At 70.6% G+C, this 13,194-nt stretch carries 10 protein-coding genes; 5 read left to right on the forward strand and 5 right to left on the reverse strand.

Features of this window, described 5'->3' with window-relative positions; genetic code table 11:
• The first annotated feature begins 23 nt into the window (after positions 1 to 23).
• Positions 24 to 1,604, forward strand: coding sequence for a phosphomethylpyrimidine synthase ThiC (gene thiC, locus AFR_RS04775; RefSeq protein ID WP_041840603.1), 1,581 nt, complete (start codon positions 24 to 26; stop codon positions 1,602 to 1,604).
• Between the two features lie 8 nt (positions 1,605 to 1,612).
• Here thiC and AFR_RS43365 read toward each other — a convergent pair whose 3' ends face one another.
• The 4 genes from AFR_RS43365 to AFR_RS04795 all read right to left on the reverse strand — a co-directional run bounded on the left by AFR_RS43365 (position 1,613) and on the right by AFR_RS04795 (position 5,654).
• Complete coding sequence (locus AFR_RS43365; protein ID WP_023358248.1) at positions 1,613 to 3,580, reverse strand: MFS transporter; 1,968 nt, start codon at positions 3,578 to 3,580, stop codon at positions 1,613 to 1,615.
• A gap of 74 nt (positions 3,581 to 3,654) precedes the next feature.
• Positions 3,655 to 3,930 (reverse strand): cupin domain-containing protein, encoded by a 276-nt coding sequence (locus tag AFR_RS04785; RefSeq protein WP_052359647.1) that lies wholly within the window; start codon positions 3,928 to 3,930, stop codon positions 3,655 to 3,657.
• Positions 3,931 to 3,965: 35 nt separating this feature from the next.
• Positions 3,966 to 4,895, reverse strand: coding sequence for an LLM class F420-dependent oxidoreductase (locus AFR_RS04790; protein WP_023358253.1), 930 nt, complete (start codon positions 4,893 to 4,895; stop codon positions 3,966 to 3,968).
• A gap of 9 nt (positions 4,896 to 4,904) precedes the next feature.
• Positions 4,905 to 5,654 (reverse strand): ABC transporter ATP-binding protein, encoded by a 750-nt coding sequence (locus tag AFR_RS04795; RefSeq protein ID WP_023358255.1) that lies wholly within the window; start codon positions 5,652 to 5,654, stop codon positions 4,905 to 4,907.
• Positions 5,655 to 5,883: 229 nt separating this feature from the next.
• Between AFR_RS04795 and AFR_RS04800 the strand changes: the two genes are divergently transcribed.
• On the forward strand, positions 5,884 to 6,921 hold the full coding sequence (locus AFR_RS04800; RefSeq protein ID WP_041840604.1) for an ABC transporter substrate-binding protein: 1,038 nt from the start codon (positions 5,884 to 5,886) through the stop codon (positions 6,919 to 6,921).
• Between the two features lie 71 nt (positions 6,922 to 6,992).
• Positions 6,993 to 7,817, forward strand: coding sequence for an ABC transporter permease (locus AFR_RS04805; RefSeq protein WP_023358258.1), 825 nt, complete (start codon positions 6,993 to 6,995; stop codon positions 7,815 to 7,817).
• Positions 7,818 to 7,878: 61 nt separating this feature from the next.
• Here the strand turns inward: AFR_RS04805 and AFR_RS04810 are convergent, their stop codons facing one another.
• Positions 7,879 to 9,030, reverse strand: coding sequence for an ABC transporter substrate-binding protein (locus tag AFR_RS04810; protein WP_023358260.1), 1,152 nt, complete (start codon positions 9,028 to 9,030; stop codon positions 7,879 to 7,881).
• A gap of 473 nt (positions 9,031 to 9,503) precedes the next feature.
• Between AFR_RS04810 and AFR_RS04815 the strand changes: the two genes are divergently transcribed.
• Both AFR_RS04815 and AFR_RS04820 read left to right on the forward strand, forming a co-directional pair.
• Positions 9,504 to 12,755, forward strand: coding sequence for a sensor histidine kinase (locus AFR_RS04815; protein ID WP_023358262.1), 3,252 nt, complete (start codon positions 9,504 to 9,506; stop codon positions 12,753 to 12,755).
• Positions 12,752 to 13,165 carry a roadblock/LC7 domain-containing protein gene (locus AFR_RS04820; protein WP_023358264.1) on the forward strand — a complete coding sequence of 138 codons (414 nt, stop codon included), beginning with the start codon at positions 12,752 to 12,754 and terminating at the stop codon, positions 13,163 to 13,165. Before AFR_RS04815 ends, AFR_RS04820 begins: the two co-directional genes overlap by 4 nt.
• Positions 13,166 to 13,194: the final 29 nt, after the last annotated feature.

Below are 13,194 nucleotides of genomic sequence, written 5' to 3' on the forward strand. Positions count from 1 at the left end.
TTCGTCACGATTGGGGAGGAATTATGAGGCGCAAGGTGTACGTCGAGGGATCCCGGCCGGACCTGCGGGTGCCGTTCGCGGAGGTCGAGCTGGCCGGGGACAACCCGCCGGTGCGGCTCTACGACACGTCCGGCCCGGGCAGCGATCCCGAGGTGGGGCTGCCGCCGCTGCGCGCGCCCTGGATCGCCGGGCGTGGTGACGTCGCTCCCGTCTCCGGACCGGGCACGCCGCTGGCGGGGGTGCGACCCACGCAGTTCGCCTATGCCCGGGCCGGGATCGTCACCGCCGAGATGGAGTTCGTGGCGATCCGCGAGGGTGTCGAGCCCGAGGTGGTCCGGGAGGAGATCGCGGCCGGGCGGGCCGTCCTGCCGGCCAACGTCAACCACCCCGAGATCGAGCCGATGATCATCGGGGCGCGGTTCCTGGTCAAGGTCAATGCCAACATCGGTACGTCCGCGGTGACGTCCTCGATCGCCGAGGAGGTCGACAAGCTGACCTGGGCCACCCGCTGGGGTGCCGACACGGTGATGGACCTGTCCACGGGCAAGCGGATCCACGAGACCCGTGAGGCGATCGTCCGGAACTCGGCCGTGCCCATCGGCACCGTCCCGATCTACCAGGCGCTGGAGAAGGTCGACGGCGACCCGGTCAAGCTGACCTGGGAGATCTTCCGCGACACCGTGATCGAGCAGGCCGAACAGGGCGTCGACTACATGACCGTGCACGCGGGGGTGCTGCTGCCGTACGTGCCGCTGGCCGTCGACCGGGTCACCGGCATCGTGTCGCGCGGCGGCTCGATCATGGCGGCCTGGTGCCTCGCCCACCACACCGAGAACTTCCTCTACACGAACTTCGCCGAGCTGTGCGAGATCCTCGCCCGGTACGACGTGACGTTCTCGCTGGGAGACGGGCTGCGGCCCGGGTCCATCGCGGACGCCAACGACGCGGCGCAGTTCGCGGAGCTGCGCACCCTCGGCGAGCTGACCCACGTCGCCTGGGAGCACGGTGTCCAGGTGATGATCGAAGGCCCGGGTCACGTACCCATGCACAAGATCAAGGAGAACGTCGACCTCCAGCAGGAGCTGTGCTCCGGGGCGCCGTTCTACACGCTCGGTCCACTCACGACGGACATCGCGCCCGCGTACGACCACATCACGTCCGCGATCGGCGCGGCGATGATCGGGATGTTCGGCACGGCGATGCTCTGCTACGTGACGCCCAAGGAACACCTCGGCCTGCCGGACCGCGACGACGTCAAGGCCGGAGTGATCGCCTACAAGATCGCCGCCCACGCCGCCGACCTGGCCAAAGGTCACCCCGGCGCCCAGGCCTGGGACGACGCGCTGTCCAAGGCCCGGTTCGAGTTCCGCTGGGAGGACCAGTTCAACCTGGCCCTCGACCCGGACACCGCCCGCGCGTACCACGACGCGACCCTGCCGGCCGCGCCCGCGAAGACCGCGCACTTCTGCTCGATGTGCGGACCGAAGTTCTGCTCCATGAAGATCACACAGGAACTGAAGGACTACGCAGCCCAGGGCATGAAGGACAAGAGCGACGAGTTCCTGTCCTCCGGCAGCAAGGTCTACCTGCCGGTCCTGCCCTAGGTCGCCGGCTATTTGCCGAGGCCGCTGACCCAGTCGACGTAGTCCTCGTCCTTGGCCTTCTTGGGCTTGCGCTTGCCGTCCCCGGCCTCGTCGGCGGGCTGCGCCGGAGCCGGCTGGTCCGGCTCCGGCCGCTGGGCCGGGGTCACCGGCAGCGGCGGCGTGATCGGGTCGGGCTGCGGCAGCGGCGCGCTGATCGCGGTCGGCTCCGGTGTCAGCGGCTCGGCGGACCGGCCCCGGGCGAACGGGCGCAAGCTCCGGCCCAGACGGCCGCCCGCCGCGCGGGGCTGCTCGGCGGTCGGTGTCTGGAGGGCCTCGGGTGGCAGCGGGCGGGTTGCGGGTTCCGGGACGTAGGGCTTCGGCTCGGCGGCCGGTGACCACGGGGCGTCCTTCGAGCGGCCGCGCTTGGTGGGCTGCTCCTGGGCCGGTGCGGGGTTCGGGGCCGGGCTTGGAGACGAGCTCGAAGCCCGGCTCGGCGCCTGGCTGGAAGCCCGGCTCGGAGCCTGACTCGAAGCCGAGCTCGGAGCCGGGCTCTGGTTGCCGCGGGCGAAGGCGTCGAAGGGCGGTGGTTCCGGGCTGGCGTAGTCGCCCACGGCCACACCGCCGGTCGTGGGGAACTCGCCGGTGCGGCTGATGAAGGCGTCCGCGACGTTCGCGCGGCGGCCGCCCCGGCGGGGTTTCTCCTGCTTGGGCTCGGCCGGGCCGCCGAGTCCGGCCAGCGGGGACGGTCTCGCGGGCGGTTCCGGAGTGCGCTGAGCGGGCGGCGTGGTGGGCTGCGGCTGGTGCCTCGGACCGGTGCCGGCCGGCGGCGGACCGGCGAGGTGGCTGGAAGCCGGCGGCGAGCTCTCGGAGCGTCCGGAAGCCGCCGCCGAGCTCGCGGACCGGCCGGGGGCCGGGGGCGGGCTGGTGGGGCGGCCGGGTGGGACGTCGAAGACCGCGGTGTCGGACGGACGCAGGGGGATGTCCGCGGTCGGTGTTGCGCCGGGAGCATTCGGCGCCGCGGGGGAGACCGGAGGCGCGGCGGCTGCGGCGATCGCGGAGTCCGGCTGGCTCGTGCGCTTCGGCAGCGCCGGCTTGTCGTCGCCGGTGCCACCCTCTTCGGTGCCGTCCTCGTCATCGGGGTCGGCGTTGCGGCGCAGGACCGCGGCCAGCACCGAGCCGAGGACACCGGCGCCGGTGGCGGTCATCGCCGCCCAGTAGGGCACGACCTGGTAGCGGTCGTCACCCGCGCCGGGGCCCGCGACCAGGTAGGCGATGGTCAGCAGGGCCGGACCGGGCAGACCGGCCAGGGCGATGGTCAGGGTGGGCATCTCGCGGCGGCGGGCCAGCCAGCCCAGCGCTGCCCCGATCAGCAGGGCGAGAGCGGGCATCGTGGCCAGCGCAGTCCGCTGGGTCACCGCGGGCGACAGGAAACCGGCGTCGAAGACACCCAGGCGGACGGCGGGCAGCGGGTCGCTCGGCGCCAGCGACGGCGCGACCGAGACCAGTGCGATCACCCAGACCGTGATGCCCACCGTGACCAGGCTCCACCGGGCCACGGTCTGCGCCAGCGCGGCCCACGCCGCGAAGACGCCGACCAGGGCGCCGAGACCGGCGCAGATGGCGATCACGACAACCTCGTTCACACCCGCGACCTGGGCGGTGCGGGCGGGCTGCATGGTCAGCGGCACCACGACACCGGCGCCGATGGCGGCCGAGAAGGACAGTGCGAGCTCGGTGCCGACCCCGGGCCGGGGCGCGCCGGGTGCCCAGCGCTGCAACAGGACGTTGCCGACCAGGGCGCCGACGACGGCTGCGACCATCGGGTACCAGGTGACCCAGGCCAGCTGGGCCGTCCACTGATCACGCGTGGTCACGTCCAGCACGCGGGTCAGGCGGACGATGCCGAGACCGTACGCGAGGCCGAGCTGACTTGCGCCGGCCAGCGCGCCCACGCCGAGGGTGGCGGCCAACAGCTTGGCCCAGGTCCGAAATGCCATGCCGGGGAGGGTACGGAATGGTCCGTGGCGCGGCCAGTCCGGAGCCCGCTTCTTAAGACAGGCCAAAATTCCGCTCAGGCGCGATCGAAGCCGGTCTTCAACTCAATGATTCGACCGATATACACAGTGTCACCGGCGTTGGTCAGCATGTGGGTCTGGCCGGGCTCCCGGAAGACCACCGCACCGGTCTTTTCCTCGACGTCGATGCGCTCACCCGCCGCCGTGTGGATCACGTTCTTGGCACCCTGCACGGCCACCACGACGTACGCCAGGCCGTGGTGGTGCAGCGGCTGGGTTTCGCCCGGGGCCAAGGTGATGTGCCAGATCCGCACCTTGTCGTTCTCGAGCATGATCTCCTGGCCGACGGGGCTCAGCACCTGCTCGGTCACAGTTCTCCTACTTGGGGGAGGACCCGCGAAGCGATCAGCTCCACGTGGTCGAGGTCGGACATGTCGATCACGCGCAGGTGGACGCGGGTCGCACCGATCGCCGCGAACTCGCCGATGCGCTGCACCAGCAGGTCCGGCGAGCCGACCACCGGGTCCTCGGGTGGAAGGGCGCTCGGGACGTGCAGGGGTGCGGCACGCCGCTGGGCTTCCTCGTCGGTGCGTCCGAGGGCGACCACGATGCCCGCCGACAAACGCAGACTGCGGTCGTACCGCTGAGCCGCCTCGGTGACCCGCCCGAAAGCCTGCGCTGTCTCCGCGACCGTCTTGAACGGCATGTTGAACTCGTCCGCGAAGCGGGCGGCGATCTCGGGCGTGCGTTTCGGGCCGCGGCCGCCGACGATGATCGGCGGGCCCGGCCGCTGCACCGGCTTGGGCAGCGCGGGCGCGTCGAGCAGCTGATAGTGCTTGCCGTCGTAGGAGAAACGCTCGCCGTCCGGTGTCGCCCACAGCCCGGTGATGATCGCCAGCTGCTCGGTCATCCGGTCGAACCGCTCGCCGAGCGGGGGGAACGGGATGCCGTAGGACGTGTGCTCGCGCTCCAGCCAGCCGGCGCCCATGCCCAGCTCGATGCGGCCGCCGCTCATCGCGTCGACCTGAGCCACCATGATCGCGAGCGGGCCGGGCAGGCGGAACGTCGCGGAGTTGACCAGGGTGCCCAGCCGGATGCGCGAGGTCTCGCGGGCGAGACCGGCCAGGGTGATCCACGCGTCGGTCGGACCCGGCAGCCCGGGGTCGGCGCCCATCGACTGGTAGTGGTCGGCGCGCAGATAGCCCTCGAAACCGGCGTCCTCGGCCAGCCGGGCCAGCCGGAGCTGGTCGTCGTAGGTGGCGCCGCGGTGCGGCTCCGTGAACAGGCAAACGCGCATCGGCCATTCCTAAGCCATCAGGAGTTCGTGCAGCTCAGCGCTGCACCGCGCGACCTCTTCGAGGTGGGCGCCGCGGCCCAGCGTGCGCGGTCGGGGGATCTTGATGTCGAGAATCTCGCGGATCCGGCCCGGGCGCGGGCTCAGCACGACGACCCGGTCGGCGAGCAGCACGGCCTCGTCGATCGAGTGGGTGACAAAGACGATCGTGGTGCCGAGCTCCATGTGCACCCGCTGCAGCTCACCGGAGAGCTCCTCGCGGGTCAGGGCGTCCAGGGCCGAGAACGGCTCGTCCATCAGCATGACCCGCGGGTTGGCGATCAACGAGCGGCACAGCGCCACCCGCTGCTGCATGCCGCCGGACAGCTCGTGGGGCAGGCGCTTCTCAAAACCGGCGAGGCCGGTCATGGTCAGCAGCTCGTGCGCGCGCTCGCGGTGGGCGGCCTTCTTCCAGCCGAAGATCTGCACCGGGAGCAGGACGTTGTCGAGCACCGAGCGCCACGGCAGCAGGGCCGGCTTCTGGAACATCATCGCGATGTCGCGGCGGGGCTTCGTCACCCGGTCGCCTGAAACCTGCACCTCACCGCCGGTGGCCGGGAGCAGGCCGGAGATGAGTCGCAGCAGTGTGGACTTTCCGCAGCCGGAGCGGCCGAGGATCGCGACGAACTCGCCGTCGCGGACCTCGAGGTCGATCCCCCGCAACGCCTCCACAGTGCCGGAACGGCCCGCGAAGGTTCGGGAGACGCCGGTGAGACGGATCATCTGCGCGCGCTCCCGATAGCGTCGGATCAATGCGCTGACACTGTAGCCATCTCATGTTGCCGGGCGGTGAGCAGGCTGTCCACAAGGGCGTTCGAGACATACCTGTCATCGATCAAAGCGCTGGGTTCCCCTACGCTAACGGCCGAGTCAGCACAACACCTCCCGGCGCCGGTGCACCCTCCGCCCGACGCCGACCAGCTCAACACCCCCTCGGTTGGGAAGGAACACGGTGCACAGAAGAACGTTCACCCGCACGCTCGTGGCCGCCGCGCTGGCCACGACCCTCTTCGCTGCAGCCGGTTGCAGCGACGACGGTGACGACACCAGCGCGGGCAGCGGATCGCAGGCGCTGGAGAAGATCACCTACCTCACGTCGTTCGGCAACTTCGGCCGCGACTCGTACGCATACGTGGCCAAGGAGAAGGGCTACTTCCGCGACGCCGGCTTCGACGTCGAGATCAAGCCCGGCTCCGGCAGCGGCGAGAACATCAAGCAGATCGTCGCCGGTCAGGCGCAGTTCACGCCCATCGACCTCACCGGTGGCCTGCTCGCCGTCGGCGGCGAGGGCAAGGTCACCGGCTTCACCGCGGTGGCGGCGATCCAGCAGCGCACCATGGCCGCGATCATGACGCTCGACGGTTACGGCATCAGCTCGCCCAAGGACCTCGAGGGCAAGACCCTCGCCGACCTGCCCGGCTCGGTGGTCCGCAACCTGTTCCCGACGTACGCCAAAGCGGCCAACGTGGACCCCGCCAAGGTCAAGTTCGTGAACGGTGCGCCGACGACGCTGTTCGGCACGCTCGCACAGCACAAGGTGGACGGCATCGGCCAGTTCGTGGTCGGCAAGCCCACCATCGAGGGCATCGCCAAGGGCAAGACCGCTGTCCTGCTGCCGTACAGCGACTACCTCCAGGACCTCTACGGCAACGCGCTGATCACCAACAGCACGTACGCCAAGGAGAACCCGGAGAAGGTCAAGAAGTTCACGGCCGCCCTGCTCAAGGGTCTGCAGGACTCGATCACGAGCCCCGACGAGGCCGGCACGGTGCTGAAGAAGAACGTGCCGACCGCCGACCCGAAGTCGGCCGCGGCCGAGCTGACGCTGATGGCGCCGTTCGTGCGCTCGGAGGCCTCCGGTGTGCCGGTCGGCGCGCTGGACAGCCAGCGGGTCGCGCGCAGCATCGCGATCCTCCAGGGCTCCGGTCAGATCCAGGCCGGTCTCACGCCCGAACAGGTCATCAACTTCGACCTGGTGCCGAACGCCTGATCCGGCTCACGGCCCGGGACCCGTCGCACGCCGGACGGATCCCGGGCTTCCGGGAGTGGAAGCGATGAGACATGACTGACCTGGCGACAGCCCCCGCGCCCGCGGCGGGCACCACAACGGGCCCCGTGCGCGGCCGTGGCCTCTCGGCCGTGGTCTGGCCGATCTTCGGCCTGGCCGTCGCGATCGGCGTCTGGTGGGCCTGCACCGAGATCTTCGCGATCAACACGGTGGTCCTGCCGTCGCCGCCCGAGGTGATCGACGGATTCCGCCGGTACGCCGAGTACCTGCTCACCGAGACCTGGCACACCACGTACGCGACCGTGCTCGGCTTCCTGCTGTCCGTGCTGGTGGGCGTGCTGATCGGGACGGCCATCGCGGCCTGGCGCCCGTTCGAGCGGATGTTCTCGCCGCTGCTGGTCGCGTTCAACGCCGTCCCGAAGGTGGCACTCGCGCCGCTGATGCTGATCTGGTTCGGCTACGGGCAGACGCCGGTGCTCGCGATGGCGTTCATGGTCTGCTTCTTCCCGATCGTCCTCTCCACCGCGACCGGCCTGACCAGCACACCGTCCGATCTGGCCGAACTGGCCCGTTCGATGGACGCGTCCCGCCTGCAGACCTTCGCCCGGGTGCGGCTACCCGCCGCCCTCCCGCAGATCTTCGTCGGGCTCAAGGTCGCGATGCCGCTCGCCGTCATCGGCGTGGTCGTCGGTGAGATGCAGTACGGCGAGAGCGGACTGGGCACGATCATCGTGCAGACCAGTGGCCAGGGTGACACCGCGACGGCGTTCGCCGCGATCATGCTGCTGGCGCTGATCAGCATCGTCCTCTACTACCTGCTCGTGGTGATCGAACGGTTGCTGCTCCCCTGGGTGCGGGCGACGACGTCGCAGCGCTGAGGGCGTACGGAAAAAGCCGGCCGACGGAATCCGTCGGCCGGCTTTCTCGTGGGTCCTGCGGTCAGCTCAGGAGACGCCAGCGGCCGCTGCGGGCGACCAGCAGGGTCAGCGCCTGCGGCATCAGACCGGAGTGGTTGTCGGGGGTGAGCCGGATCGGGCCGGACAGGCCGTCGGTCTGCGACGTCTCGAGCACGTCCCGGAGCCGCTGGCGGTCGCCACCGACCTTGCCGACGGCCTCGGAGATCAGGTCGACCGCGTCGGCGGCGAACGACGCGACACCCGAGTAGCTGCCGTACCGGGAGGTGTAGTCGCGGAACCACTGCTTGCGGGTGGCCTTCGCCGGGGTCGTCGCGATCACGTCGTCGATCGCCAGGATCTGGGTGAAGACCATGGTCGTCTTGTCCGTGGCGGCGGCCGCCGCCCGGGGGATGAACAGGTCGCCCGCAGCAGCGGCGTCGAAGTACACGTCACCGGTGAAAGCGGCGGCCTTCGCGCTGGTCGCGGCGAGGGTGGCCTGGTCGGCGCCGGTCCAGACGACCAGGGCGTCGGGGTCGGCGTCGGTCAGCGTGCCGACGGCCTGGGTGATGTCGGTGGCGGTCGGCTTGACGCCGAGTGAAGCTTTGACGTCGATGCCGGCGTCCTCGAGCTTGCGCACCATCTTGGTCCGGCCACCGCGACCGTAGAGGTCATCGGAGTAGAGCAGCGACGCGGTCTTGGCCTTCTTGCGGATGAGTTCGGCGACGAGCGCCGACGAGCTGTCCGTCGAGTTGGGGCCGAGCTTGAAGATGTAGCGGCGGCTCTCGACCGGGCTGGTCACCTCGTCGGCCGCGGACAGCGCGATCGTCGGGATCCGCAGGTCGTTGATCGTCTTGGCGGCGTTGACCACACAGGTGTCACAGGAACCCATGATCACGGCGGCGACGGCCGGGTCCCGGGCAAAGCCGGTGACGTTGCGCAGCGACACGGTCGGGTCCGAGCGGTTCTCCTGGGTACGCAGGACGAGCCGGCGGTTGCCGAGCACGCCGGACGCGTTGACCTGATCGACCCTGAGCTGCAGAGCCCGGCTGTACGCCAGATCGCCGGACGCCAGATCGGCACCGATCACGATGTCGGTGATGTCGCCGGATTCGGTGTCCGAGTCGCAGCCCGCGAGGGCGGTGACGACAAGCGTCGACGCGACCACGGACGCCGTCAGACGGCGGGGGAGCCTCACTGCGGGTGCCTCCTAGAGGGCGGAACACGGGATCTGAACTATCCCGGCGAACGCAACGTTGTCCGGTGTGGACCGCGCGAACACGGACAGTCCGTCCGTCCGATCGCGCCAAACCTTGCCAACGTGAAGGTCCCTGGTCAAGCTGCGCCGAATACGGTGAGCGGGATGGCTTTCCCACATAGTGGTTGGAATCTTGATGGATCAGCGTCACTGCACCGACACGGATCGTGGTCATGGTTACATTCGTGCACGTCAACGCCTACGCAGTGTCGATTGTCGAGCCGAACGGGCGATTGTCAGCGCCTCGTGAACGCTGTTTCCGGGACGTCGCAGACTTCCCAAACAGTCGCCGACTCTGATGAAATCGCGGCCGTGTCGCGTGTGGCACCAGCCCTGCCGCTCGATTCGGCTGTGCCCGGGCACCAGTACCCGGGTGGGCGAAGAGAAGCGGGGATGACCAGCGAGGAGATGTCGTGAGCACCGGTTCTTCGGCCCAGGCTTCGACCTACCCCGCGGGCGGCACCGGCCTACCCGCCGGTAGCAGCGGGGATGCCGGTCGATCGAGCGGGTCCGGCACCCGGGAACGGCGTGGCCGCATCCCCCGGCTGCGTGACGCCCGCATCCGTTCCAAGCTCGCACTGATCCTTTTCGTACCGTTGCTCGCCGTTGTCCTGCTCGCCACCGTACGCCTCGTCGACGTCGGCGGCAGGGCCCTCGACGCAGGTCAGGTCGAGGATCTGACGCGGCTCTCCACCGACATCTCCGACCTGACGCAGTACATCCACAAAGAACGGATGGCGGCTGCTCAGTACCTCGCGGACCCCGGCGCCAAAGCAGACAGTTACAGCGCCGCGAGCGCGCAGAGTGATCGGCGCATCCAGGCGTACACCACCGACCGCGGTGAGCTCGATGATCCGCCGGCGGCCGTGCAGGACCGTCTGCGACGCATCGACGAGCACCTCCAGACGATCGACGCGACCCGCAAGAAGATCACCGACCGGGACGAGATCGCCATCTCCGAGGCGGTCCTGCGCTACGGCGTCGTGATCACCGACCTCGTCGGCTACGGCGAGGTGCTCAGCCAGTACGCCGGTGAGGGCCAGGTCGCCGACAGCCTGCGCGCCGTCTCCGCGTTCTCCCGGGCCAAGGCCGGCACCGCCGAACAGGAAGCGGTCGCCTACGCGGCCCGCGCCTCCGGTGACGTCAGCGCCGAACAGCTCTCCGTCTTCACCGCCACGCAGACCAGCCAGCAGGAAGCGCTCGAAGGTTTTGCGCTGGTCGCCACACCTCAGCAGCAGTCCCTCGTGGACAACACGGTCACGGGTGACGCGGTCAACCTCGCCGACGGCATCGCCACCCGGCTCAGCCGCGGTGACCCGGTCGCCTCGCTCGAGGTCACCCAGTCCTTCGGTGCCGTGGTCGACCTGATGCGCTGGGCCGAGCAGCGACTCGAGCAGCAGACCCTCACCCTGGCCTCGGACGAGAGCTCCTCGGTGACCCGCCAGGCCGCCCTCGAGGCCGCCCTGGTGCTGCTCACCCTGATCATCGCCATCGCGCTCGCCGTGGTGCTGGCCCGCTCGCTCAACCTCTCGCTGCGCCGCCTGCGGGAAGGCGCCCTGGCGGTGGCCAACCGCGACCTGCCCGAAGCGGTCGCCCGGCTCCGCGACGTCCGCAACCTCGGCGACGGCGGTGCCGACGACATCGTCCGGCAGGTGCGTGACCCGATCCGCCTCACCAACCGCGACGAGGTCGGCCAGGTGGCCCAGGCGTTCAACGTCGTCCACCGCGAGGCCGTCCGCATCGCGGCCGAGCAGGCCGCCCTGCGGACCAGCGTCTCGGCGATGTTCCTCAACCTGGCCCGCCGCTCGCAGAGCCTGGTCGACCGGATGATCGGCGAACTCGACCAGATCGAGCGCGGCGAAGAGGACCCGAAGCGGCTCGCGCAGCTCTTCGAACTCGACCACCTCGCCACCCGCATGCGCCGCAACGACGAGAACCTGCTCGTGCTCGCCGGTGCCGACTCCAGCGCGCCGCGCCGCGAGGACGCCCTCGTGGTCGACGCCCTGCGCGCCGCCCAGTCCGAGGTCGAGCTCTACAACCGCATCGAGTTCGGCACGGTCGACACCGACATCTCGATCATGGCCGTGGCCGTCAACGACGTCGTCCGGCTCGTGGCCGAGCTCCTCGACAACGCCACACGCTTCTCGCCCCCGAACACGGTGGTGGTGGCGGACGGCCGGCGCATCCGCGACTACGTGGTGATCCAGGTGGAGGACCGCGGCCTCGGCATGTCCGAGGAACAGATGGACTCGCTGAACCGCCGCCTCGCCGAGACGCCCGACGTCGACGTGGCCGCGTTCCGGCTGATGGGCCTGGCCGTCGTCAGCCGTCTCGCCAACCGGTACGGCATCCGCGTCGAGCTGCGCGCCAACATCGAGGGCGGCACGGTCGCCCAGGTCGTGCTCCCGAACCACATCGTCGTCCTGCCGAACAGCCGGCCGCTGGACCCGCCGACCCGCGGCAACCGCCAGCTCGAGCCGGCCCCGGCCAGCTGGAACGACCCGATGCCGTTCGGCCGCGGTGGCGCCGCGACGGCGACCCTGCCGGCGATCGCCCCCGAGCCGTGGGGCGGCCAGCGCTCCGGCAGCCTCCCGACCATCTCCGCACCGCCGCAGCGGCAGCCGGAACTCCCGGCCCACCCGCACCTGCCCGTCCAGCCCTCACAGCTGCCCGGACGCGGCGACGGCTTCCCGACCCCGGACCGCCCGGCCCTGCCCAAGCGCGGCGACAGCTCGCCCGCCGACCGGCCGCCGCTGCCCACCCGCGTCACGCAACCTGTGCCGCCCGGTGAGCCCGCCCCGGCCTACGGCGCCGGATCGCCGACCATGGCGTACCCGACGATGAAGACCGCGGCGCCGGACCGTGAGGTGCAACAGAACCTCGCCCCGTCGGTGGGATTTGTCACCCCGGAGGGCGGCACGATCCCCGCGCCCCGGCGGCCCGCGAGCCCCGACCCGAACGGCTGGGGAGCCGCGCTCGCGTCCATGCCGCCGGCACCCCCGCCGCCGGCGCCGGCGCGAGCGGACGATCGGGCCGAGACCTCGCCGATCTTCCTCGAAATGCAGCAGAGCTGGTTCAAGGGTCACGACGGGCCGATTTCCGAGGAGTGGAGCATGCCGACTGCGGGCTACGCGCCACCGCCGAACCAGCCGCAATCCGCGGCTGCGACGGCCGCACCGGCAGCAGCCGCTCCGGTCGCCGCGCCCGCACGGCCGGCCCCGCCGGCCCGGCCCGCCCCGGTTTCGCCGGCCGTACCGCCGGTTGCACCGATCTCCAGGCCCCCTTCCGCTTCTCCGAACGCGGGGCAGAATGGTTCGCGGCCGGCGGATGCCGGTCCGGACAGCGGTGCCCAAGCTGTGCCCCGGCCACGCAAGTCGGCCGAGGACGCCTGGCGCACCGCCGCCGACGATGGATGGCAGCGGGCGATGGCGGCGGCGGAACCCACCGTGGCCGACACCACCCGCTCCGGACTACCCAAGCGGGTACCCCAGGCCCAGCTCGTCCCCGGTGGCGTGCAGAGCAGCCCGCGCAACCAGAACCGTCGCAGCCCGGACGAGGTACGCGGCCTCCTCTCCGCGTACCACCGCGGTGTGCAACGTGGGCGTACGGCCGGCAGTGAAGAAGCTGCCGCGGGCGCCCCTGCTCCGAAGGAGAACGAACAGTGACCAGGCCCCCCACCATGCAGGACATGGGCTGGCTGCTCAGCAACTTCGCCGACAGCGTGGCCGGTATCGCGCACGTCGTCGCGGTCTCCGCAGACGGCCTGCTGCTGGCGTCGTCGCGGGACCTGCCGGCGGACCGTGCCGACCAGCTCGCCGCGATCACGTCGGGCGTCGTCAGCCTCACCGACGGTGCCTCACGCATGTTCAACGCCGGCGAGGTGCAGCAGACGATCATCGAGATGGACAGCGGCTATCTGTTCCTGATGTCGATCAGTGACGGATCGTCGATGGCCGTCCTGGCCGCGCGCAGCTGCGACGTGGGTCAGGTCGGCTACGAAATGGCACTGCTGGTCGAACGGGTCGGTGCCGCCCTGGTGCCCGCGCCTCGTGAGGCCGTGTCCCACCAGGTCTGACCCGTACCACCCGTACCACCCCGCAACGC

Origin of the sequence: Amorphoplanes friuliensis DSM 7358, from assembly GCF_000494755.1 — a bacterium.
GTDB lineage: Bacteria > Actinomycetota > Actinomycetes > Mycobacteriales > Micromonosporaceae > Actinoplanes > Actinoplanes friuliensis.

What these genes read in the sequence shown, in the direction of transcription:
- AFR_RS04795 (WP_023358255.1), bottom strand. Translation starts at nt 5,654, where the DNA reads ATGATCCGTCTCACCGGCGTCTCCCGAACCTTCGCGGGCCGTTCCGGC.
- AFR_RS43365 (WP_023358248.1), bottom strand. Translation starts at nt 3,580, where the DNA reads ATGGCATTTCGGACCTGGGCCAAGCTGTTGGCCGCCACCCTCGGCGTG.
- AFR_RS04790 (WP_023358253.1), bottom strand. Translation starts at nt 4,895, where the DNA reads ATGCGCGTTTGCCTGTTCACGGAGCCGCACCGCGGCGCCACCTACGAC.
- thiC (WP_041840603.1), top strand. Translation starts at nt 24, where the DNA reads ATGAGGCGCAAGGTGTACGTCGAGGGATCCCGGCCGGACCTGCGGGTG.
- AFR_RS04785 (WP_052359647.1), bottom strand. Translation starts at nt 3,930, where the DNA reads ATGCTCGAGAACGACAAGGTGCGGATCTGGCACATCACCTTGGCCCCG.
- AFR_RS04805 (WP_023358258.1), top strand. Translation starts at nt 6,993, where the DNA reads ATGACTGACCTGGCGACAGCCCCCGCGCCCGCGGCGGGCACCACAACG.